Source organism: Streptomyces sp. NPDC051211 (assembly GCF_040689505.1).
Lineage (GTDB): Bacteria > Actinomycetota > Actinomycetes > Streptomycetales > Streptomycetaceae > Streptomyces.
Window position 1 is genome coordinate 37,403 of the sequence record NZ_JBFBAV010000008.1, and the last position, 22,176, is coordinate 59,578.

A 22,176-nucleotide genomic window follows, 5' to 3' on the forward strand; every position below is an offset into this window, starting at 1 on the left:
CGACGAACGGTAACCGGGGCCGGGATGCCCCTCTCAAGCGGGGGCGGGCGGCCGGGCGGCGAGGTGTTCCAGGTCGGCCGAGAGGGAGCCCAGCCAGGAGGTGGTCGCGTAGAACAACCGCGAGGCGCCGGGCGGCTCGGCGTCGAACCCCGGCTCCGCGGGTTCCACGGCGGCGGGCGGGAAGGGGCTGCCCGGCTCGAAGGAGGCGGGTTCGAGGGCGGCGGCGGTCAGCAGCATCCGGCCGGCGACCCGCTCCCCCAGGAGCATCAGGGTGGCGGCGGCCTCCCGCTCCATTGGCGGCAGCGGTGGCGGCGGAACCGGCGGCGGCGACGGCCCGGCGGTCGGGGCGGGCGGGACCGGCGGGGCGGGGGGCATCAGGATGCGCTGGGCGCCCCAGAGGGTGTGGTGGCCCGCCATCAGGGCCGCCTGCCAGTCGACGGCGGCCGGGCCCGGGCGGGCGGCGGGCGGCTCGGTCTGGTACTGCGCGAACGCCGATTCCGCCAGGATCAGCGCGTGCTGCACCGAGCGGTGCACGGGAGGCGGCACGGCCTGCCGGGGGCCGCCCGCGGCGACGGCGGCCGTGGTGGCGGCCACCAGCTCGGCGGTACCGCGCAGCAGGACCGCCACCGAGCGGTGCAGTTCGTCGTGCGCGCCCCGGGGCCAGGCGAGCAGGCCGAAGGCGGCGCCGATCACGCTGCCGATGAGGACGTCGATGACCCGGAGCTCGGCGAGCTGCCAGGTGGCCGGTGCCAGCTGGGCGAAGACCAGGGCGACGACCAGCGTGAACAGGGCCTGTGACCAGCCCACCCCGCGGACCGGACCGACGGTGAAGGTGAACAGCATCAGGCCGGGCAGTATGGCGGCGTAGACGTCGCTGTCCGTACCGCCCAGGGCGAGCACCACGGCGGCGACCACGGCTCCGATCAGGGTGCCCGCCAGGGCGTGGCCGATGGTGGTGCGGGTCTCGGTGACCGTGGTGCGGGTCAGGGTGAGGGTGGCCAGCATGGCCCAGAATCCGTGCGGCAGGGCGTCGAGCCCGGCGACGGCCCGCGCGGCCGCGAGCGCCAGGCTGATGCGTACGGCGTTCTGGAAGAACACCGAGCGGCGGCCGGCGTTGCCGATCAGGCGGCGCCACCACAGCTGCGGGGCCCGCAGGTGGGCGTACCAGAAGCGTCCGGGGTCCAGGCCGGCCGCCGCGGCCCGCCCGCGTACGGCGATGTCGGCGGCCGTGGCCATGGCGAGCCCGGCGTCCGCGAGCTCGATGAGTGCCGCGTGGCGGCGCAGGGCGGCCGGGGCCGGGGGCTCGGTGGGGGTGGCGGCCGCCTCGGCGCGGGTCCGGCGCAGCCGGGTGCGGGCCGTGCCGTCGGGGTGCTCGCCGCGCAGGGCGGCCGCGGTTTCGACGGAGGCCTCCCCGAGGTCGTGCAGCAGGCCGGCAGCGGTTCCGCGGGCGGTGCCGGTGCCGGTTCGGGGGGCGCCGGTGCCGGCCGATGGCCGTCCGGGGGGTGCGGCCGGCAGCCGCGACAGGCGGGCGAGCAGCGTGCGGGTGGCCAGCCCGGTGTGGGCGAGGGCTCGCTCCCGGACGCCCGGACCGGCCGGGCGTTCGGCGTCCGGGACCCGGGAGGGGCGCAACGCCTGGCCCGCGTCCGCGGCCGCCCGCAGGGAGGTGTGGGAGAGGGCGTACGGGGGCCGGCCGAGCTCTGCCGCGCAGCGGGCGGCCGTGCCGGCGGCGCGGGCGGCGAGCTGCCGGTAGGAGACGCCGGGCGGATCGGGGAAGAGGAAGGCTTCGGCGAGCACCAGCAGCAGGATGCCGAGGGTGGCGCCGGCGAGCCGCTGGCCGAGGGTGTCCGGGGCGTACGGGGGGAAGGAGGGCAGGATGTAGAGGAGCTGCAGCCCCGGTGCGGCCCCCGCGGGCCGGGGTCCGCCCACCGCGACGAAGGCGAGGGCGAAGCCGATGAGCAGCATCCCGGCGACCGCGGTCCAGGTCCGTACGGCGAGGAAGGTGCCGACGACCACCAGCAGCCAGCCGGCGGGCAGCACCCGCAGCAGGGCGGCGGCCCGTTGCCGGCCGGTGCCGGGGATCCGGGAGAGGCCGGCCAGGGCGACCGCGCCGAACAGGCCGTAGGTGGCGGCGACGGACTGGTCGAACCCGTAGAGCAGCAGGTAGAAGGCTGCGCAGGCGGCGAGGGTGACGCGCGCCGAGCGGCGGGCCGCGGCGGCATAGGCCGCGGGCAGCCGGAACCCTGCCCGGCGCGGGCGGGGCTTGGTGGCCGTGCCTGCGCCGTCGGTCCTGACGCCGCCGTCACGATCAGCGCCCATGTCACCAGGATCACGCGCCGGAACCGGTTCAGCGCGCCGGGACCGGTGGAGCGCGCCGGGGCAGCGCGCACAGGAGGTGGCTTCGCTGGCAGGCGTACCCTCGGCGGATGGCCAAGTACTTCGACGTGCATCCCGAGAATCCGCAGCGGCGCACCATCACCAGCGTGGCGGACAGCATCCGCGGCGGCGCGCTCATCGCGTACCCGACCGACTCCTGTTTCGCGCTGGGATGCCAGCTGGGCAACCGTGACGGCATGAGCCGGATCCGGTCGATCCGGAATCTGGACGACCGTCACCACTTCACCCTGGTGTGCCAGAACTTCGCGCAGCTGGGTCAGTTCGTGCACGTGGACAACGACGTGTTCCGCGCTATCAAGGCGGCGACGCCCGGCCCCTACACCTTCATCCTCCGGGCGACCACGGAGGTGCCGCGGCAGCTGATGCACCCGAAGAAGAAGACGGTCGGCGTCCGGATCCCGGACCATGTCGTCACCCAGACCCTCCTCGCCGAGCTCGGTGAACCGCTGCTGTCCAGCACGCTCCTGCTGCCCGACGAGGAGGAACCGCTGACCCAGGGCTGGGAGATCAAGGAGCGGCTCGACCATGTGGTGGACGCGGTGGTGGACTCGGGCGACTGCGGCACCCGCCCCACCACGGTCATCGACTTCTCCGGCGGCGAGGCGGAGATCGTCCGCCGGGGCGCGGGCGACACCACCCGGTTCGAATAGCCGCGTCGCCGGCGCGAGGTCGGCTCCGTCGTGCCGGTAGCCCGGGCGGCTCACGCCGCCGTGCGGAGGCCGGGGCGGACTGCTCGACTGGGGAAGTCCCTCCGCCTCGCACGTCACGGGAGCCGCACCATGGCCGTCATCGTCATCATCGAGTTGCCGGGCGTCACCAAGGAGCAGTACCAGGCCAACCACGCGAACGTCCACGCGGCGCCGTGGTGGCCGGCGGAGGGCTTCATCTCCCATGCGGGGGCCCCGGCGGACGGCGGCTGGCTCGTGGTCGACCTGTGGGAGTCCAAGGAGGCTCTCGCGGCGTTCATGGAGAAGTCGGCGGCGATCTTCGAGGCCGGCGGTATGCCGAAGGTCGAGCCGAAGATCTACGAAGCGGTGAACGTGGACATCGGCTAGACACCCCCTGGGGTCCCCGCCTCCGCCGTCGGCCGGACCCGGTCCGGGACAACAGCGGGGGCAGGAACCTGAAGGGCTGCTCATACACCCTCAAGCAGCCGCCCCCGCCGCGATGTTCATCGGTTCAGGGCATCAGCTGGTACTCGGGGAAGTTGCCCGGCAGGCGTTCGCCGGCGGGGCCTTCGGTGACGGCGTGGACGAGGAGTTCGCCGCCGACGAAGGCCCCGCGCCAGGATCCGCCGAAGCCGCCGAAGAGTTCCTCGCGGTCGCCGCGTGAACGGGGCGTGCCGTGGCCGATCTTGAAGGCGCGGATCTGCGGGGCGAGCCGGGCGAAGGTGTCCGGGGCGTCGGTGGAGAGGGTGGCGACCAGGGCGCCGCCCGAGGCGTTCATCGCCGCGAGGAGTTCCGCCTCGGTGTCGACGAGGACGATGGTGTCGACCGGTCCGAAGGGTTCCGCGTGGTAGAGCGGTGAGGAGGCCGGCGGGCTGAGCAGGGTGAGCGGGGCGAGGTAGGCGGAGGTGTCCTGGCCGGGGAGGAACCGGGCCGGGTCGAGGGTGCCGCGGTGGAGCGGTACGGCGCCCCGTTCGACGGCCTCGGCGGCGTGCTCGGCGAGTTCCTTGGCCTTGGCTGCGTTGATGAGCGGGCCGAAGTCCAGTTCGGGGAGCGGGTCGTCGGGGTCGGCGACGGCGAGCGGGTGGCCGGTGCGGACGGCGGCCACGGCGGGCAGGTAGGCGGCGAGGAAGGCGTCGAAGGCGGTGCGCTGGACCACGAACCGCGGGTATGCCGTGCAGCGCTGTTTGCCGTAGTCGAAGAGCTTGGGGATGACCGCCGAGAGCGCCGTCCAGTCCGTGTGGTTCCACACGCCCCAGGTGTTGAGACCCTCCTGTTCGAGGATGTGGCGCTTGCCGAGGTCGGCGACGGCGGTGGCGATCCGCGCGCCGGTGTCGCGGCCGCCGACGAAGGAGACGCAGCCGATCTCGGGCGACCGGACGAGGGCCTCGGAGAGTTCGGCGCCGCTGCCGCTGACGAGGGTGACCGGGATGCCCTCGCGCCGGATCAGCGCACAGGCGAGGGTGAGGCAGGCGAGGCCGCCGTCGGTGGGGGTCTTGGCGATGACCGCATTGCCGGCGAGGGCCTGCACCAGCATGGCGTGGACCAGGACGGACATGGGGTAGTTCCAGCTGGCGATGTTGGAGACGGGCCCGTCGAGCGGGCTGCGCCCCTCGGTCATGGCTTCGATGTGCTCCACGTACCAGCGGACCCCGTCCACGGCGCGGTCGACGTCGGCCAGCGCCAGGCGCCAGGGCTTGCCGATCTCCCAGACGAGCAGGAGGGCGAGGAGGTCCCGGTGCTCGGTGAGTGCGTCGAGGGCGGCGCCGACCCGGGCGCGGCGTTCGGGGAGCGGGATGTGCCGCCAGGCCCGGTGCTGGTCGAGGCTTGCCCGTACGGCCTTCCCGGCGGTGGCGGAGTCCAGGCGCGGCGGGCCGGCGATGGGGCTGCCGTCGACCGGGCTGGTCGCCGGGAGGGTGCGGCCGTCGGGCTGCCAGGAGCCGGCCCAGAGGTTGAGGACGCGGTCCTCCCGGAAGGCTTCGGGGGCGGTGGCGAGGGCCCGCTGCCAGGCGTCCGTCCAGGCGGTGCCGGGCTTGAGGATGGGGGTGGGTGCCATCTGGTTCTCCGCTCAGGGGGTGGCCGGGATCACGAGTGTGCGGCGGGTCGCTCCAGAACCGGTCGGGCGGTCTCGGAGGGGGTGCCGCCGACGACGACGCCAGGGCCTCCGCGGACTCTGAGGGGCGTCCGGTCGGAACCGGGTGGGGTGGAAGGTTTCCATCGTGCGGGTGAGCGTTTTCGCCCGCTCCGGGGAAACAGCCCGCTCCCCACGGGTGACGGGCGGCCGGAACACGTTTCCCGGCCCCGGGCAAGGCCGTTGACCTGGCATGAAGACAACAGCCACCGGCCCGATACTGCCCTCGCCCGAAAGCCCCGGCGCGGATCCCGCGCCGTGTGACATACAGGTCGTCCACTCCGTCACCGCGACCGGTGACACGCTGTGTGTCCGGCTCACCGGCGAGATCGACCACTTCAGCGCGGCCCCGCTGCGCGTGATGCTCGCCGCCGCGGCGACCGGCGGCGGCCGTACGCGGCTGGTCGTCGACGCCTCCCGCGTCACCTTCGCCGACACCGCATTCCTGCACGCCCTGGAAGCCTGGTCCGGCCACGGCCGCCGACTGCGCATCGACAGCCCGTCCCGCCCCGTGCAGCTGCTGCTGCGGGCATCCCGCGCCCTGGACGACCGGCCGGCATCCGGCCCGGTCCCGCACCGGCGCACCCCTTGACCCGTTCCGGGGCCCGCTGTTCCCGTGCCGCGGGCCCCGGGCGGACCATCCGCGGGAGGGCCGGCCGCCACGCCGTGCGATGTCGTTGCCCTCGACCCGGCCGGTGGCGAGGAGCGTCGAGGGCGTCGTGGCGATCGAGGAGGACGGCACCGCCGGGGCGCAGGCGTACAGCGGGTGACCACCGTTTCCGATTCAGGGCGCTAACGGTCCTCGAGTCTTGCCTTGATCAGGTAGTCGGCCGCCTCGGACAGTTCGGCGTGGCGGCCGCGTTCGGCGGCGGCGATCTCCATTTCGCCGCGCAGTGCCAGCTCCGTGCGCAGGACGGTCGCTCTCGGGACGGGCACCCGCTGGCCGGGCTTCTCCGTGAACGGCTGGAGTTCCGCCGCCAGGGCGTGGGCGTCCTCCGACCTGCCGCGGCGCAGGGAGAGGAACACGCGGGCGAGCCAGTCCGCCGGAATCTTCACCATGAGATCAGTCATACCGACCTCAACGACACGGCCACCCGAGCGTGGCGGCCCACCGGCGGGGCGTGCCCCGTTGCGCCCTCCCCCGGCTCCCGGTTTTCACCCGAACGGGTGCGCTCACGTGTTCGTCCGCGGATCGGGCCCGCACGCTGGGCCGTACCCGGTCCTCCCCGGAGAGGCCCGCCGCACAGAGGAGCTGCTCGTGACCCAGTCGACATCCCCCGCCGGGACACCCCCGCGCCCGTCCTCCGGCAGCAGCACCCGCGCCGCATGGGCCGCGGGCGGCGCGATGTTCGCCGGAATCCTCCTGCTCGTGGACGGCGTGCTCGATGTGCTCAAGGGCATCGTCGGCATCGCGAAGGACGACGTCTACGCCCGTGTCGGCGACTACACCTTCAAGTTCGACGTGGCGGCCTGGGGCTGGATCATGCTGGTCCTCGGCATCGTGCTGGTGGTCGTCGGCGCGGGCATCCTCAAGGACGCGGAATGGGCCCGCGCCATGGGCCTGGCCCTGGCGGGCATCAGCATCATCTTCAACTTCATGTGGCTGCCGTACACGCCCGTCTGGGCCCTGATCTCGATCGCCATCGCCCTCTTCGTGATCTGGGCGCTCTGCGTCCACGATCCGCACCCGACGGGTCCGTCGAACGGTCGCGGCACGAGATGACGCACCCACGACGCTGACGCGCCCACACCCCCGCGCCCGCACCCCCGCGCCCACGGCCACCGCACCCCGGTGACCGTGGGCGCGGCGCGTCCCCGTCCCTCCGCCTAATCGCCGTTGGCCGAGAAGTGCTGGTAGTCCGGGTTGCTCCAGCGGCCGCCCCAGTGCCAGCCGATGTCGCGGAAGGCGGTGGTGAGGACGTCGCCCGGGTGGATCATGCCCGGCTGGACGGGGGTGCGGCGCAGGTTGGCGCGGGCCGATGGGGGGTGGACCGCGCCGCGGCGGTCGACGTACGGGTTCTCCACCGGGTTGATGTCCACGGCGTCGCCCCAGGCGTGCTGGGACAGCTGGCGGGCGTCCCCGGTGACCCGGCGGCAGTTGAAGCCCGAGGTGTTGTCGTCGGCCATCGCCTTCGCGTCGCTGCCGCCGTACTCGGCCATCACCCTCATCCGGCGGATCGGGAACCTCGCCTCGAACGCCTTGCCGAAGGCGTGCAGGAGGGGCCGGACGGAGTTGCGGTGGACGATCAGTTCGCCGCGGTGGACCCCGCCGTCGAAGCCCCAGTGGTTCATCCGGATGAGCCGCAGCCGCTCCGGTGGGACCGGGCAGCCGGGGCCATGACTGGCACCCAGCTTGTCCGGCGGGACGGTGGTGACCACGGCGGAGAGGCCCGGCAACGGCGGGGCCTGGAAGCGGGCCTTGGGCGATTGCGCGGTGCAGGAGAGCGAGGCCGCGCACAGGGCGGCGGCGAGGGCCAGGGCGGCGGAGGTCGGGCGCACCGAATCACCGTACGGCGCTGCCGTTCAGCGGGCTGGACACAACGCCGGTGATCACGAGTGGTGACCGGGGGAATTCACGAGGTAATCAAAGGGTGAACCTTCTACTGAATTCCCGTCAATAAACGATTCGCGATTATTTCGATTACATAACGACGTGGCCGAAAAGGCCTGGACCAATGTGATGCGACGCGCGTAACTTCCCTAATTTTAAAGCAAGTTGAGGGTTCATCAGAACCTGGTCGCAGGTAACGGAATGGATTCACGGGGCGGGCTCCGCTTTGTCCGAATTCTCCGACGCGAGCGTCTGGCAGGCTTCCGCGCACCCACTCTTCTGACCAAAGAATTGAGGTGCGCATGTCTAAACATCGAAGACTGAATGAGCGTCAGCGCAGGCCGCGCGGCCGCTTCATAGGCATCACCGCCGCCATGGCAGTGGCGGCGGTGGTCGCCGGCGGCTTCGCCTACGAGGCCGGCCGGGCGGACTCCGACCAGGCCTCCGTCACCCAGCTCGGAGCCCACTCCGCGGAGATCGCCGTCCCGGCCGCCGCACCGGCCCGGGACCACGATCCGAAGCCGATCGAGAAGAAGCCGACCAACGAGCCGGCCCGCGGCATGGTGTACGACGGGCTGAAGACCGCCCCCAAGGGCGACCGCTGCGCGGGCGTCTACAGCACCGACACCGGCCACTGCACGCACGGCCCCGACGCACCGCCCAAGGGCGTCGACATCAAGAAGGACACCCCGCCCGCGGTCAAGACCGTGGCCGCGGCGGCCGACCCGGCCAAACCCGCCGCGCAGGACCCCGCTCCCGAGCGGAACGGCGAGCGTTCTCAGGACACGCCCGCCGCCGACGCCGCTGCGGCAGCCGCAGCCCCCGCCGCCGCGCCGCGTCCCGCCGCCGGCGCCCCCGGCACCACCGGCTCCGCACCGGCCGCCGCCCCCGCCGGGCAGACCGTCCAGTGCGACGGCGACGGCAGCACCGGCAACCGCGTCCAGGTGGTGTACGTGCACGGGCCCGGCCGGGACCGGTACTCCCAGTACGTCGCCTCGTTCCGGAAGTGGGCCGCCGACGCCGACCTCATCTACTCGGCGAGCGCCCAGGAGACCGGCGGCACCCGCCACATCCGCTACGTGACCGCGGCGGACTGCACTCCGACCGTCCTCAACATCGAACTCCCGGACTCCGCACTGTCCGAGTTCAGCGCCACCAACCGGGCGCTGGCAGTCAAGGGGCTCGACCGGCGCGACCGCAAGTACATGATCTTCGCCGACGCCCAGGTCTACTGCGGCATCGGCACCTTCAACGGGGACGAGCGGCCGGGCCAGTCCAACCTCAGCAACTTCGGCCCCTCGTACGGCCGTACGGACACCGGCTGCTGGGGCGGACACACCGCCGCGCACGAACTCGGGCACAACCTGGGCGCGGTGAACAACAGCGCGCCCAACACCAGCCGGGGCGCGCACTGCACGGACGAGTGGGACGTCATGTGCTACTCGGACACCCCGTACTACCCGAAGATGCGCAACGTCTGCACCAACCGGGCCGCCGAGAACATCCTCGACTGCAACCACGACGACTACTTCCACACCAGCCCCAAGCCGGGCAGCTATCTGGCCACCCACTGGAACATCGCCGACAACCAGTTCCTGATGCGGAACAAGGGCGGCGGGACCGACCCGGGTCCCGGGCCGAGCCCCAAGCCCACCCCGACGCCGACGCCGACCACGCCGCGGCCCGGTAGCGGGCCCGATGTGACGGTCGGCCAGATCCAGCCCGATTCGGTCGTGGCGAGCTGGCCGCGGGTCGCCGGAGCCGCCTGGTACCAGGTGCTGTTCAACGGGAAGCACCTGACCTGGGTGCAGGGCACCACGCTGCGGATCTACAACCTCCGGCCCGGGACCTCGTACACCGTCGCGGTCTCGGTGCGCGACGGGCAGGGCCGGGACAGCGGTCCCGGGCGGGCCGCCTCGTTCCGCACCGCCGGAGCGGGCGGCACCACCACCGCACCGAACACCCGCTACCTGCTGGCCAACGGCAGCACCGGCATGAACGCCGAGCTGTGGGGCGGCCGTTCGGCCGACGGCACGGTGCTGGTCGGCTCGCAGGACAACGGCTACGCCCAGCAGCAGTGGTACTTCGACGACGCGGGGAGCGGGCTGGTCCGCATCCGGTCCGCCGCCTCCGGCAAGTGCCTGCAGCCCGGCGGCAGCCCGGCCCCCGGCATGTGGGTCTCCCAGCAGCCCTGCTCGGCCGGTGCCGGCGCCCAGCTGTGGAAGCTGGCCTCGAAGAACGGCGCGGTGACGGTCACCGACCGCGGCGGAGCGTACGCGCTGACCGTCAGCGGCCGCCCGTACTACGGCGCGAAGCTGCTGGACCTCCAGCGTGCGGACGGGCGTCCGGCGCAGGTCTGGACGGTCCGCAAGGCCGGCTGAGCCGGCTTGCACGAGCGGGGTGGGCGGGCCGTCACGGGGCGGCCCGCCCGCCCATCCGTACCTTCCGCCCCCTCTTCCTTCCCTTCCTCATCACCACCGCATCGGAGGATTGGCATGCAAAGAACGATCCCGCAGAGCTCCGGCCGTCCGCGGATTCCGCTCCCGGCCTCGGCCGGCGCCCTGACCCTGGGCCTGGCCCTGGCGCTCGGTGTGCCGCTGCCCGCCGCGGCCCACGGCGACACCGTGAAGGTGGTCGTCACCGGGCACCGGGACGGCCATGTCACCACCGATGTGACCTGGGAGAACGACGGGGACCCGGTGGAGGAGACGGTCGCCGCCACGGTGAACGCGGTCAGCGGCGACGGCTCGCGTACGGCGGGCCCGTGGAAGCTGGTCCGGGACGGCGGCAGCGCGAGCGGCTGGACCACGGCGGAGGCGCTGCCGGCGGGCCGGTGGAAGGTCACCGTCGAGGCGGGCTTCCCCGGGCTGGGACGGGGAGAGCGCGAGCTGACCGTCGCGGCGGCCGCCACCCCGGCACCGCCCGCCGCTTCCGCTCCCCCGGCCACGGCCATGGCCCCGACGACGGCCCCGACCACGGTCACGGTCGCCGAGCCGCGGCCGGAACCGGAACCGGACGAGGACGAGGACGGCGGATCGCAATGGCTTGCGGCGGCCGGGGTCGTCGTGGCGGCACTCGGCGGGGCCGGTGTCGGCGTGTGGATCCGGCGCTCCCGGGCGCGGCGCCGCTGACCCGCGCGGCTACATGTACTCGGGGACGAACGGCAGGTAGTCCTCGGGCCCGGAGGGGATGACCGCGTAGCTGCCTTCCGGGAGCTCGTTCCACACGCCGTGGAGGTCACCCAGGGGTTCGGAGACGATCAGCCGGGTGGCCTCGGAGACCCCGCGCAGGAAGTCGATCTCCGGATACAGCTGCCGAACCGTTTCGGCGCGGCTGCTGTAGAACAGCGAGCGGGACTTGCGGACGCTGGAGTACCGGAACGCCCACACGCGCTCGCCGTCGGCGACCGCGACGGTCATCTGGAGCGGGTCCGGCACCCCGTGCTCCTTGCCGAGCCGCTCCACCAGACCGGCCATCCGGGCCACCGCGCCGGGCACGTCCTGGTCCAGGCCGTAGGTGACCGCCAGGTAGAACATCACCTCGGAGTCCGTGGAGCCTTCGATGGAGGGGAAGAGCGCCGGGTCGACGGCCATGCACAGGTCCCGGCGCAGGCGGTGGAAGTCGGTGATGGAGCCGTTGTGCATCCACAACCAGCGGCCGTGCCGGAAGGGGTGGCAGTTGGTCTGCTGGATCGCGGTTCCGGTCGAGGCGCGGACGTGGGCGAAGAACATCCGGGAGCGGACGTGGCCGGCGAGTTCCAGCAGGTTGCGGTTGTTCCAGGCCGGGCCGATGTCCCGGAAGACGGCCGGGGTTCCGTCGCCGTCGGCGCTGTACCAGCCCAGGCCGAAGCCGTCGCCGTTGGTGGTCTCGACGCCGAGCCGGGCGTTCAGACTCTGGTTGATCAGGGAGTGCTCGGGCCGGTACAGGACGGTGTCGAGCAGGATCGGCGATCCCGAGTAGGCGAGCCAACGGCACATGACCGGCCATCCCTTTCCCCGCCCCCGCGTACGAGGGTAGCTCCGGGCGCGTCCGGACGCCGGGCGGCGCGGCCGGAAAGCGGCGGCTCCGGGCGCGTCACGCGGGGGTGTCCAGGCCGGTCAGCGCGGCCGCGTGCATGGCTCTGACGCCCGCCGGCAGGGCGGTCCTGGGGTCCGGGGCGAAGTCCGGGGCGTGGTTGGCGGGCAGCGCGGCGAGTTTTTCGGCCGCTCCGGCGCCCGGGGCCGCCGCCCAGGCGGCGGGGCCGATGCTGCCCAGCATCCAGTAGGCCAGGCGGATGCCGTCGCCGCCGAAGTGCGCGAAGTCCTCCGTGGCCAGGGTGGGCGGCCACATCGCAACCCTTTCGGCCCCGAACTCGGCCACGTGGGCGGCCCGGACGGCGGCCGTGGCCGCCGGGTCCGGGTGGGTGACCGGGGAGTCGGAGACCCGCTCGATGTCGGGGTCGCGGGGGCAGGCCGCGGCCGCGCACTCGGCGCGGACGACGCGTTCCACGGCCGCGGCGGCAGCGGCCAGCGCGGTGCCCCCCACCGCGCGGACGGTGATGTCCAGTTCCGCCCGGTCGGGGATCACATTGGCCCGGTCGCCGGCCCGGAAGGAGCCGACGGTGACGGCGACCGGCTCGGTGGGCGCGGCCTCCCGGGCGACCACCGTCTGCAGCCGGGTGACCACGTGGGCGGCGGCGACCACCGGGTCGACGGCCAGGTGCGGTGCGCCCGCGTGGCCGCCCCGGCCGTGCACGACCACCCGGAAGGTGACGCTGCCGGCCGTCATCGGCCCGTAGCCGTGGGCGACCATGCCCGCCGGCAGCGGTGCCGCGTGCTGGGCCAGGACGGTGTCGGGGCGGCCGAACCGCTCGTACAGGCCGTCGGCGAGCAGCGCGCGGGCGCCGGTGAGGGTTTCCTCGGCGGGCTGGCCGACCACCAGCACGGTGCCCCGCCAGGACGGGCGGGATCCGGCCAGCAGGGAGGCCGCGCCCGCCGCCGCGGCCAGGTGCAGATCGTGCCCGCAGGCGTGCGCGGCCTCGCTTCGGCTCGCGTACGGCAGGCCCGTGGTCTCGCGCATCGGCAGCGCGTCGAGTTCGGCCCGCAGCATGACGGTGGGCCCGTCCCCGTTGCGCAGCACCGCGGCCACGCCGTGCCCGCCGATCCCGGTCGTGACCTCGTACCCGGCTTCGGCCAGCCACTGGGCGAAGCGGTGCGCGGTGCGCTCCTCGGCGCCGGACGGCTCGGGGTGCCGGTGCAGGTCCAGGTAGAGGGTCGTCAGGGGGCGCAGCAGCTGCGGGAGGGGGGCGGACGTCATGGGCCCATGATCGGGGCGCGCCGCGGGGAGGCCCCGCCAGGTCGCTGTCAGCTTGCTGACAGGTCGCTGACGGAAAGTGTCAGCGGTACGCGGGGGGAGGTGACGGCGGCCCGGGATCTGATGGGGGCACGGGCACCGCCCGGTGTCCGTCCACCGCCGCACCCCCTGGGAGTCATCATGGAGAAGTCCCCGCTGGCCTCGCTCGCCGACGAGATCCTGGAGCTGGAGTCGGAGACCTTCGAGATCTCCGACTACTCGGACGCCAGCGAGGTCGTGCTCGCCGGTTCCACGAGCTGCAGCTCCACCTCGACCTGCTCCTCCACCACCAGCACCACCTCCTGCTCGGCCTGAGGCCCGGCAGACCGCATGCGGATGCCCCGGCCCCGGAAGGGTCCGGGGCATCCGGCGTCACAGGACCCGCTGCGGAATCCGCTACGGGAACGGGTGCGGCACCATCCGGATGTCCGCGTCCGTGAGGTCCTGGTCCCGCAGCCCGGCCCGGCGGGCCGCCGTGCGCAGCCGGGGCAGGTAGGGGGCCCGCTGGCGCGCCCAGCCGAAGTCGATCGGCAGCAGCCCGGGGACCAGGGCGCACACCGTGCGCAGGCCGATCCGGTGCTGTTCCGGGGTCGTCTGGTCCACGACGATCACATCGTGCCCGGCGTCGTCGAGCTCCCGGACGACCCGGAGCAGGTCCTCGCGCAGGTCCGTGGTCGCCGGCCGGCGGGCGTACAGCTCGTCCAGCGGGCGCACCGTGGTCGGCTCCAGGTAGGGGCGGGCGTGCTCGGCCATCGCGGGCAGCCCGTACAGCTGGGCGTGGTCCTTCAGATGGCGTACCTTCCCGAAGTCGGCGGCCATCGCCTCCAGTTCGCCGCGGCGTTCGGCGACCTGGCCGGGCAGGTGCGGGATGTACGTCAGGACCTCGGAGAGGGCCGCCTCCACGGCCGCCGCCGGTTCCAGGGCGGCGGCCGCCCCGAACGAGTACAGACCGGGGCCGCCGTCGCGGCGTACCGCCAGGGCCGTGACGACCGGGACGTCCAGGTCGATCCGGTTGTCGAAGGCGTGCACGTCGTAGCCCTGGAGGGCGGCGCGGTCGGCCATGGTGCGCACGGCCGGGCCGGGTACGGAGGCCAGGTCGATCTCGGTGAGCCGCTGGCCGCCGTACCAGGCGAGGAGGAAGGCGTCCCGCTCGACGAGTTCGAGGAGGGCGCCCAGCAGCGCCTCCTCCGTGCAGCTGCCGATGGCGCAGCCGTTGGAGCATTCGAAGACGAAGTTGTCGGCGGCCAGGCCGGCGCTGTAGTGGACCAGGCGGGCCGGGACGAGGACGGGCCGGTCGTCGCGGAGCGAGTGCCCGTACACCCAGGGGATGGGCCGGTCGGGGTCGAACGGGGAGAGCAGCGGGTCGTCGCGGTAGGTGTCGGGCGGGTAGAGGCCGCAGTCGGCGGGGTTCAGGGCGCGGGCGCCGAGTTCCGTGTACGAGGCGGTGAGGAGGGTGCTGCCGGTGCGCCGGTGGGTGCCCGCGTAGCGTTCCAGGCCCTCCAGGTGGGCGAGGTCGCGGCTGGCGGTGAAGCTGTTGGCCTGTCCGCTCCAGGTGACGTCGGTCAGGCCGGCGTAGCCGCGCATGAAGACGCTGCCCGCGACCGGGGCGGTGGTCGGCGAGGTGACGTTGATCCAGGTGCCGCCGCCGAGGACGCCGGTGACCGGGTTGGCGAGTGCCGTGTACGGCATCGGGTAGGAGGAGGCGGCGCGCAGCCGGGCGGCGCCCGGTGCGGGTTTGGGGCGGGACTGCGGGGTGAAGGGCACGGGGGCGTCCACGCCGCGCGGCCCGCAGTCCGGGCAGAGCGGGTCGGCGAGCAGCGGGTGGGTCCGCACCTGGAAGGTCTTCAGGTCCAGTCGGCTGACCTGCGGCAGGGCCCGGTCGGCGGGCTCCGGTCCGGGGGCCCGGACCGTTCTGGCGCCGCCCTCGCCTCCGCCTCCGCCGTCGCCTCCACCGTCGGACACGGCCGTGTGCAGGGCGTACACCGCGTCCAGCGCGTACGGCGACAGCCGCGGCCAGTCCCCGGAGACCGCCGTCACCGGGCCCGTACCGGTCTCCAGGGCATCGCGCTCGCTACGGCTGCGCAGCCGCTGCCAGCGCATGGCCAGGCACTGCCCGCACGCGGGTGCGGTGCCGTCGCCGCCCCAGGGGCCGACGAGGACGGCCTGGGCGGTGAGGTGGACGGTGGCGGCCGCGCGGACCGCTGCGTACGGGTCGGCTGCCCGCGGGCCCAGCGCGTCGTGGACGCCCACGGTGACCACGTGTGCGCCGCGCCCGGCCAGGGCCTGCTCCAGCTGGGCGCGGGCCGCCTCCAAGGGGGTGCCGGTCATGGGGGTGCCGGTCATGGGCGGTTGCTCCAGCGGAAGGTCTTGAGCCCGATCGCGCCGAACAGCAGCGCGAAGCCGAGCAGGGCCGCGCAGCCGATGCCGATGGTGCCGGTGGAACCGGCGCCGGTGAGCGCCCCGGTCGCCGCGTCGTTCAGGTAGCGCAGCGGCAGGATCCGGGAGAGCTGCTGCAGCCAGTCGGGCATCATGTCGAGCGGCAGGAAGGATCCGGACAGGAACGCCATCGGCACCATCAGGCAGTTGGCTATCGCGGCGACCGCCTCCGGGGTGTCGGCGTAGGTGCCGACGATCACGCCGATGGCCATGAAGGCGGTGATGCCGAGGACCAGGGCGGGCAGCACCAGCGGCCAGCGGCCGTCCAGCCGCAGGTCGAAGCCGGGGAGCATGGCCACCCCGACGAACACGGCGGCCTGCGCGGCCCCGACGGCCAGGGCCAGGACGTACCGCGAGGCCAGCACGGTGGTGAGCGGGGTGGGGGTGAGCCGGATGAGCCGCAGCAGGTCGTCGCGCCGCCACTGCATCAGCGTGAACGCGATGCCGAACACGGCCGCGTTGGCGACGCCCCAGGACATCACGCCGGGTGCGATGTACGAGATGTAGGGGCGGCCGGATTCCTCCACGTCCTGGCCGCTGAAGATCAGGCCGAAGACGAGGAGGAAGAGGAGGGGGAAGGCGAAGGTGAAGAAGAGGGTGGCCTTGTCCCGGACCTGGGCCCGGTAGCCGGCGGCCGTCAGGGCCGTGTACGCGCTCATGCCTGGTACTCCGTGGTGGGGGCGGTCGGGACGGCCGTGCCGGTGAGTTCGAGGTAGACGTCCTCCAGGCTGGCGGTGCGGGTCAGTACGCCGTCGAGCCCGGTGAGCGCGTCGACGGCCTGCAGGACCCGGCCCGGGGCTGCGGTCTCCAGGACCAGGGAGCCGCCCTGGACGGTGGCCCGGTCCACGCCGGGCAGGGCGGCCGCCCGCTCGACGTCGATCCGGCCGGCCGGCAGCAGCAGCCGGGACGGTGCTCCGGCGGCGGCCACCAGCCGGTGCGGTGTGTCCAGGGCGGCGATGCGGCCGTCGACGAGGATCGCGACCCGGTCGCACAGCGCCTCGGCCTCGTCGAGGTGGTGGGTGGTGTACACGATCGTGCGGCCCTGGCTCTTCAGACCGCGCAGCACCTCCCACAGGTCGCGGCGGGCCTGCGGGTCCAGGGCCGCGGTCGGCTCGTCCAGGAAGATCAGCTCGGGGTCGTGGACGAGCGCGGAGGCGATGGCGAGGCGCTGGCGCTGGCCGCCGGACAGGTTCTCGACCAGGACGTCCTGCCGGTCGGTGAGTCCGACCGCGGCGAGGGTGCGGTCGGCGGCGGCCCGGTCGGCGCGGTAGAGCCCGGCGACGGTGACCAGGTGCTCGCGTGCGGTCTGCCGTACGAAGAACGCCGAGGCCTGGGTCTGTACGCCGATCCGCGGCAGCAGCGTGGTGTTGCGCGGCCAGGGGCTCTGGCCGAGGACGCGGACGGTCCCGGAGTCGGCCTGCCGCAGCCCCTCCATGATCTCGATGAGGGTGGTCTTGCCGGCGCCGTTCGGGCCGAGCAGGCCGAGGAACTCCCCGTGCCGCACGTCGAGGGTGATGCCGTCCACGGCCTGGCGGTCGCCATAGCGTTTGCGTACGTCGGTGACGGCGATGGCCGCCGTGTGCTCGGGCGGGGTGTGGTCAGTGGTCATGGGTGGTGCGTCCCTCGGTGTGGTGACGGGTGGGGATGGGGGGGTGGGGGGCGAGCGGGGTCCGGGTGGTTCAGCGGGTGGCGGCGTACCAGAGCACGGCGGTGAGTCCGGCGGCGAGCAGCAGCACGAGCAGGGCGGACCCGATCCCGTAGGCCAGGTAGATGCGGCGGGCCCGGGGCGGGTAGGCGGCCGCGGCGGCCCGGTCCCGCATCCGCAGCCGCAGGTAGGCGGAGCCGGCCGGGGCCAGCCGGGTCACCCGCAGGGTGTGGCCGAGCAGGGTGTAGCCGTCCAGCGGGGGCAGCGGCAGGAGGTTGACCAGAGCCTGCGCGCTGCCGAGGAGCAGCAGTGCGGACAGCACCCGGCCGGTCGGGTCGGCGGCGGGCAGGGCGGCCCACCAGCCGAAGAAGGGCAGCAGGAACAGCAGGTTGGCGAAGGCGCCGGCCGCGGCGACGGCCAGCTGGTCCCGGCGGCGGGACAGGTAGCGGTAGTTGTCGACCCGGCAGTACATGATGGCGACGGGCAGCCGCCAGCGCAGGCCGATCTCGCCGACCGTGCCGCCCGCGTGCCGGGCGGCGACACCGTGCGCGAACTCGTGGAGCGCGGTGCTCAGCCAGAGCAGGGTGGCGACGGCGAGGAGCGGTACCGGCCTGCGTACGGTCCAGCCGAGGCCGTCGGCCAGCCGGGGCAGCTCCGCGGCGAGGACGGCCGTCATGGCGAGGCAGGCCAGGAGCAGCACCCCGAGGGCGGCCGGGTGCAGCAGCGGCCGCAGCACCCGGTGGAGCCGCGCGGTGGCCGCGTCGGCGTCCGCGACCAGGCGCAGGCTGCCGCGCAGCAGCCCGCCCTGAAGCGGTGAGGGGTTCCGTTCGGGGGCGGTGGGCGGCGGGCCGCCGGCCAGCAGCCGGCGGGTGCCGAGCAGGGCCAGCAGCTGCTGCCAGTTGCGTTCGTCCAGCCGCCGGCCGAAGGCCTGCCCGTACTGGCCGCCGATCTCCGCGAGGCTGCGGGTGCCGTCCAGCCGGGACACCAGGAAGTACTCCTTGGTGCCGATCTCGAAGGCCGCTCCCGAGACCGGGTCCTTGACCAGGTGGACGGTGGCGGGCCCGTTGAGCAGGGGCGGCGACAGGAGGACGTCCGGCCGCAGCGCGGGCCGGTGTTCCAGCAGGGAGGGGGCCGGGCCGCCGGTCACGGGGCGACCGCCGTGGGCTCCTCGCGGAGCACCCGGCCCAGCAGGTGGGCCAGGTAGGCCTCGTCCCGGATGGTGACGTGCAGCCGGTTGTTGGTCATGTGCAGGTACGGGGAGAGGAGCCGCGGCAGGGCCTCGGCGGGGTCGGTGACCTGCTCGTCGCGGGTGCCGTCCCAGGACCGGAAGACGAGGTCCCCGGAGAGCGCCAACGCCTCGGCGCGGGCACGCAGTTCGCGGCAGTGTGCGGCCCAGCCGGCCAGGAACTCGGGGAGCCGGCCGGTCTCGCCGGAGGCCAGGGCCGCGCGGACGGCGGCGAACCGGCGGGCCAGGCCGGGTGCGGTGCCGGCGTACGTGCGGTCGTACTCGGTGGAGCCGATGAAGCCGGTGCCGGGGAACGCCTTGTGCCAGAACTCGTAGTAGGAGTCGAGGTAGTCGGCGAGTTCCTCGCGGTCGGGCAGGAACACCCCGGCCATCACCATCATCAGCTGGGCGGAGGTGCCCAGCAGGACGGTGCGCAGGTGCAGGTTCATCCGGCCGAGGGCGTCCATGACCAGGTCGCTGGAGTGCGCGAAGTGCCATTCGGCGAGCTCGATGCCGGCCGGGCCGCCGTACTTTCCGTACTCGGGCTCGTAGGGCTCGCGGGAGAACGCGTTGTTGGGCCGCAGGTTCATGCGGCCGTCGGGGCCGGTGAACGCGGCGCGGTCGCCGCCGGGGAACTCGATGTCGAAGAGGGTGTTGTAGAACTCGTTGAGGAATCCCGAGTCGACCTCGTACAGGGCCGGGCGGGCCTTGAGGAAGGCGGCCACGGCCTCCTCCGCGCGGCGCCGGACCTCCGGTTCGGCTTCCGGGGTGGCGGGCCGCAGGCGCAGGCGGACGTGCGGGCCCTCCAGCCAGTAGTTGATGAAGAAGTGTCCGGCGATCAGGCCGTCGGCGGTGAGTTCCGCGATGAGCGGGCGGATGCACGCCACCAGCAGGGGCTGCGGGTTGGCGGCGTAGAAGATGTGCAGGGCCTGCCAGGCTCCGCGGGTCCGGGTCGGCTCGGTCAGCTGTGACATCGGGCTTCGCCCTCCTGGTCTCTGCGGATCGTGGGGGTGGTGACGGTGGTGGTGGTGAAGGTCTCGACGGCGAGTTCGGCGACGTGGGCGCCGCGCGCCGAGCGGGTGTGCAGGCCGCCGGGGTCGGGGAGCAGTTCGCGGAAGACGACCCGGTGGGCGGGGTCCTGGAGCAGCGCCTCGAAGGCGGCGAGGGACAGCAGGCTCGCGAAGTCGACGTACACGGGCTTGGCGCCGACGGCGCCCGGACCGGCGGAGACGGTCGCGAACACCTGCTCCGGCAGGCCGTGTTCGCGGCGCCAGCGCTGCCAGGCCAGGAAGTGGTCGGCCTCCTGGGCGCCGCGGGCGGGCAGGGCCCCTGCCGTGGTGGTCCAGCTGCGGCGGCTGAGGACCACGTCCCGGTGGACGACCCGGGGGCGGAAGGTCACCGCGCCGCGGGCCGTGCCCTCGGGGACGCCCGCCCACACGTCGAGCGGGGACATCGAGGACGGGGAGAGCAGCAGCAGGGTGCGCGGGATCGCGGGCAGGGCGAGCGGCACCAGGTAGCCGAGGTAGACGGGGATCACCTCGCGGCCCAGGCGGTGCGAGCGCAGGGTGACCCGGCCGGTCCCGGCATCGTGCTCGGCGTACAGGTCCTCCAGGTGCAGCTGCCGCTCCTCGGGCAGGGTGCCGCTCTCGCCGGGACAGACGATCTCGTAGTCGGTGAGCTGCCCGTGCAGGTTGAGGTTGGTGGTGACCGGACCGCCGGTGACCTCGGCGAGGACGGCGCCGGCGGGCGCGGTGCGGGCGGCGGCGGCCCGCAGACCGTCGGAGAGCGGGGGCGCACCCGGCTCGTCGTAGACGTGGGTGAAGCGGCTGAAGGGGAAGGAGAGTCCGCCGTAGGCCCGGTTGAGGACCGTGCGCGGGGCGCCGGTCGCGGGGTCGCGGGCGAGCTGGAGGTGGTGGCAGCGCGGCGCGAAGGCGGGGAGGAGCGGCGCCAGCGGGTCCGCGACCGCCTCGATGTCGGCGTCGTCGAGGCGGAGTTCGGTGTCGCAGGGGGGGTTCTGGGCGGGGTCCCGGTTCGCGTCCTGGTACGCGTCCTGGTACGCGGTCCAGGCCTGCCGCATCCGGTCGATGAAGGTCCGCCGGGAGGCGTCCAGGGCGCGGATGCCCGGCAGGCCCAGCCAGTTCTCCTCGGGCACGTACGCGCCGTGCTCGTCGATGGGCCTGCGGCGCGCGGTGAACGACAGGTACTGGTCGAAGAAGTCCTCGTGGAAGTCGTGGACCAGGCCGAGGAGGTCCTCGCAGCGGCCGCCGGCGCCGTAGCGTGCGGTGAAGAACCCCTCGAAGGTGATCCGCTGGGCCAGGGTCAGGTCGAAGGCGGGCAGGATCCGCTCCACGGAGCGCAGTCCCGCCCAGTCCGGTGCCGGGCAGGGCAGGTCCCGGCCGGCGCTGACGTCCTCGTACAGCAGGGTCTGCGGCAGCGGGGTGTCCGGCGGCGCGCCGAGCTCCTCCTGGGCACGGCGCAGGCCGGAACGCAGTGCCCGCAGCAGGTCGCGGCGTTCGGCGTGGCCGGCGGCCGGGTAGCGGTCCAGCGCTTCGGCGGGCGGGTCGAGGAGGGTCGCCAGCCGGTCCGCCCACGGGGTGCCCAGTCGGGTGAGGGCCCGCTGGAAGGAGCGCAGCGGGTCGCTGCTGTGGACCTCGGTGTCCAGGCAGGGCACCCGTACGACGCCCAGCCGGCGCAGCGCCGTCAGGTAGGCCTCGCCGTCCTCGGGGCCGGCGCCGTGCTCGGCGGCCAGCCAGTCGGCCAGCTCCTGGTGGCGCAGCTCGGTGCGCTCGGCGAAGCGGTCCAGCAGCCGTTCCAGGGTGCCGCTGCGGCGCAGGAAGAACAGCCGGTCGGAGGCGGCGTCGAAGGTGACCGCGGCCGCGTCGTCGCCGGCGGTGACCGAGCGCCGCACGTACCGGATCCGGTCGCCGTCGCGGCCCCAGCCGGAGGCGGCCCGCAGCGGCAGGTCGCGGCGGCGTTCCGGGTCGGCGAGGATCAGCTCGGCCAGCCGGGCCAGCACGACCACGTTCAGCCGGACGTGGCTGGTCCAGGTGTCGGCGACGCGGAGGCCCTCGCCTCCGGCGGTGCCGGCCGGCGGGTCGGCGAAGGTGCCGGTGGCGACGCCGGCGAAGGTGCCGGTGAAGGTGCCGGTGGCGACGCCGGTGAAGGTGCTGAACGGGCTCGTCTTGCAGGCCGTGCGGTACACGTAGGAGAGCAGGGACCGTTCCGCCTTGCGGGCCCGCCCGTTCGGCACGCCGGCTGCCGCGGTGTAGGCGTCGACCTGGCCGTCCAGGACGGGTGAGGCCAGCAGCAGGCCGAGGCGCAGCCGGTCGTCTGCGAGCAGGGCGCGGAGCGCGGTCCGGGCGCGGGCGAGGTCGGCGGCCAGCAGGGGCGGCCCGTCGGCCCGCAGCTTCTCCAGGTGGCGGCGGCGGTGCAGCCAGGCCGCGAGTTCCTCGCCGGCCGGCGCGTCGGCGGCCGCCAGGGCCAGGACGGCCTCTTCGGGCCGGTCCGGCAGCCGGTTGTTGTGGATCTGCCGGCGCAGCCGCAGCAGGGCGCGGCGCTGGACGGCCCCGGGCCCGTCGGGCGCCGGGTCGGTGGCGCCCACCGCGCGGTGCAGCAGGTCCCCGAGGCGTTCGGCGTCGGTGCGCAGGGCCTCCTCGGCGGCGAGGACCTCCTCGGCCCAGCGGCCGGTGTCGGGGCAGCGCAGCGCCTCGACCGAGGCGGCCGGCAGGCCGGCCACGCGCAGCATGAAGCGGTCTCCCGGCTGCCACCGGGTCGTCGTGTGTGTCGTACTCATGGTCT

General features: G+C 74.1%; 19 protein-coding genes. 7 read left to right on the forward strand and 12 right to left on the reverse strand.

Features of this window, described 5'->3' with window-relative positions; all coding sequences use genetic code 11:
• Positions 1–33 precede the first annotated feature (33 nt).
• Positions 34–2,316, reverse strand: coding sequence for an FUSC family protein (locus AB0447_RS10895; RefSeq protein ID WP_366476258.1), 2,283 nt, complete (start codon positions 2,314–2,316; stop codon positions 34–36).
• Positions 2,317–2,423: 107 nt separating this feature from the next.
• On the opposite strand from AB0447_RS10895, the gene AB0447_RS10900 reads away from it, so the two are divergent.
• Both AB0447_RS10900 and AB0447_RS10905 read left to right on the forward strand, forming a co-directional pair.
• Positions 2,424–3,044 carry an L-threonylcarbamoyladenylate synthase gene (locus AB0447_RS10900; protein ID WP_366476259.1) on the forward strand — a complete coding sequence of 207 codons (621 nt, stop codon included), beginning with the start codon at positions 2,424–2,426 and terminating at the stop codon, positions 3,042–3,044.
• A 129-nt stretch (positions 3,045–3,173) separates the two neighbouring features.
• The gene (locus AB0447_RS10905; protein WP_366476260.1) at positions 3,174–3,449 is read left to right on the forward strand and encodes a hypothetical protein; all 276 of its coding nucleotides are present in this window, start codon (positions 3,174–3,176) and stop codon (positions 3,447–3,449) included.
• Between the two features lie 124 nt (positions 3,450–3,573).
• Here AB0447_RS10905 and AB0447_RS10910 read toward each other — a convergent pair whose 3' ends face one another.
• Positions 3,574–5,115 (reverse strand): aldehyde dehydrogenase family protein, encoded by a 1,542-nt coding sequence (locus AB0447_RS10910; protein ID WP_366476261.1) that lies wholly within the window; start codon positions 5,113–5,115, stop codon positions 3,574–3,576.
• A gap of 268 nt (positions 5,116–5,383) precedes the next feature.
• Between AB0447_RS10910 and AB0447_RS10915 the strand changes: the two genes are divergently transcribed.
• A complete protein-coding gene (locus AB0447_RS10915) occupies positions 5,384–5,782 on the forward strand; it encodes an STAS domain-containing protein (RefSeq protein WP_366476262.1) in 399 nt (132 codons plus the stop codon).
• Positions 5,783–5,982: 200 nt separating this feature from the next.
• Here AB0447_RS10915 and AB0447_RS10920 read toward each other — a convergent pair whose 3' ends face one another.
• Positions 5,983–6,249 carry a hypothetical protein gene (locus tag AB0447_RS10920; RefSeq protein ID WP_366476263.1) on the reverse strand — a complete coding sequence of 89 codons (267 nt, stop codon included), beginning with the start codon at positions 6,247–6,249 and terminating at the stop codon, positions 5,983–5,985.
• Between the two features lie 199 nt (positions 6,250–6,448).
• On the opposite strand from AB0447_RS10920, the gene AB0447_RS10925 reads away from it, so the two are divergent.
• On the forward strand, positions 6,449–6,913 hold the full coding sequence (locus tag AB0447_RS10925; protein WP_366476264.1) for a hypothetical protein: 465 nt from the start codon (positions 6,449–6,451) through the stop codon (positions 6,911–6,913).
• A gap of 104 nt (positions 6,914–7,017) precedes the next feature.
• On the opposite strand, the gene AB0447_RS10930 is transcribed toward AB0447_RS10925, so the two are convergent.
• Positions 7,018–7,689 (reverse strand): M15 family metallopeptidase, encoded by a 672-nt coding sequence (locus AB0447_RS10930; RefSeq protein ID WP_366476265.1) that lies wholly within the window; start codon positions 7,687–7,689, stop codon positions 7,018–7,020.
• 426 nt (positions 7,690–8,115) lie between these two features.
• On the opposite strand from AB0447_RS10930, the gene AB0447_RS10935 reads away from it, so the two are divergent.
• Positions 8,116–10,122 (forward strand): RICIN domain-containing protein, encoded by a 2,007-nt coding sequence (locus AB0447_RS10935; protein ID WP_366476266.1) that lies wholly within the window; start codon positions 8,116–8,118, stop codon positions 10,120–10,122.
• A 114-nt stretch (positions 10,123–10,236) separates the two neighbouring features.
• Positions 10,237–10,872: a hypothetical protein gene (locus AB0447_RS10940; protein ID WP_366476267.1), complete on the forward strand. Its 636-nt coding sequence runs from the start codon at positions 10,237–10,239 to the stop codon at positions 10,870–10,872.
• A 9-nt stretch (positions 10,873–10,881) separates the two neighbouring features.
• Here AB0447_RS10940 and AB0447_RS10945 read toward each other — a convergent pair whose 3' ends face one another.
• Both AB0447_RS10945 and AB0447_RS10950 read right to left on the reverse strand, forming a co-directional pair.
• The gene (locus AB0447_RS10945; RefSeq protein ID WP_366476268.1) at positions 10,882–11,718 is read right to left on the reverse strand and encodes a class II glutamine amidotransferase; all 837 of its coding nucleotides are present in this window, start codon (positions 11,716–11,718) and stop codon (positions 10,882–10,884) included.
• Positions 11,719–11,815: 97 nt separating this feature from the next.
• Positions 11,816–13,036, reverse strand: a complete 1,221-nt coding sequence (locus tag AB0447_RS10950; RefSeq protein ID WP_366476269.1) for an amidohydrolase — start codon at positions 13,034–13,036, stop codon at positions 11,816–11,818.
• 177 nt (positions 13,037–13,213) lie between these two features.
• On the opposite strand from AB0447_RS10950, the gene AB0447_RS10955 reads away from it, so the two are divergent.
• The gene (locus AB0447_RS10955; RefSeq protein WP_007268044.1) at positions 13,214–13,387 is read left to right on the forward strand and encodes a thiazolylpeptide-type bacteriocin; all 174 of its coding nucleotides are present in this window, start codon (positions 13,214–13,216) and stop codon (positions 13,385–13,387) included.
• An 81-nt stretch (positions 13,388–13,468) separates the two neighbouring features.
• Here the strand turns inward: AB0447_RS10955 and AB0447_RS10960 are convergent, their stop codons facing one another.
• The 6 genes from AB0447_RS10960 to AB0447_RS10985 all read right to left on the reverse strand — a co-directional run bounded on the left by AB0447_RS10960 (position 13,469) and on the right by AB0447_RS10985 (position 22,171).
• Positions 13,469–15,415, reverse strand: a complete 1,947-nt coding sequence (locus AB0447_RS10960) for a TOMM precursor leader peptide-binding protein (protein WP_366476270.1) — start codon at positions 15,413–15,415, stop codon at positions 13,469–13,471.
• On the reverse strand, positions 15,412–16,167 hold the full coding sequence (locus tag AB0447_RS10965; protein ID WP_366476271.1) for an ABC transporter permease: 756 nt from the start codon (positions 16,165–16,167) through the stop codon (positions 15,412–15,414). Before AB0447_RS10965 ends, AB0447_RS10960 begins: the two co-directional genes overlap by 4 nt.
• Positions 16,164–17,117, reverse strand: coding sequence for an ABC transporter ATP-binding protein (locus tag AB0447_RS10970; RefSeq protein ID WP_366476272.1), 954 nt, complete (start codon positions 17,115–17,117; stop codon positions 16,164–16,166). Before AB0447_RS10970 ends, AB0447_RS10965 begins: the two co-directional genes overlap by 4 nt.
• 70 nt (positions 17,118–17,187) lie before the next feature.
• Positions 17,188–18,300 (reverse strand): peptidase M50, encoded by a 1,113-nt coding sequence (locus tag AB0447_RS10975; protein WP_366476273.1) that lies wholly within the window; start codon positions 18,298–18,300, stop codon positions 17,188–17,190.
• Positions 18,297–19,352, reverse strand: a complete 1,056-nt coding sequence (locus AB0447_RS10980; RefSeq protein WP_366476274.1) for a lantibiotic dehydratase C-terminal domain-containing protein — start codon at positions 19,350–19,352, stop codon at positions 18,297–18,299. The genes AB0447_RS10975 and AB0447_RS10980 overlap by 4 nt, the downstream gene beginning before the upstream one ends.
• Positions 19,340–22,171, reverse strand: coding sequence for a lantibiotic dehydratase (locus AB0447_RS10985; protein ID WP_366476275.1), 2,832 nt, complete (start codon positions 22,169–22,171; stop codon positions 19,340–19,342). Before AB0447_RS10985 ends, AB0447_RS10980 begins: the two co-directional genes overlap by 13 nt.
• Positions 22,172–22,176 lie beyond the last annotated feature (5 nt).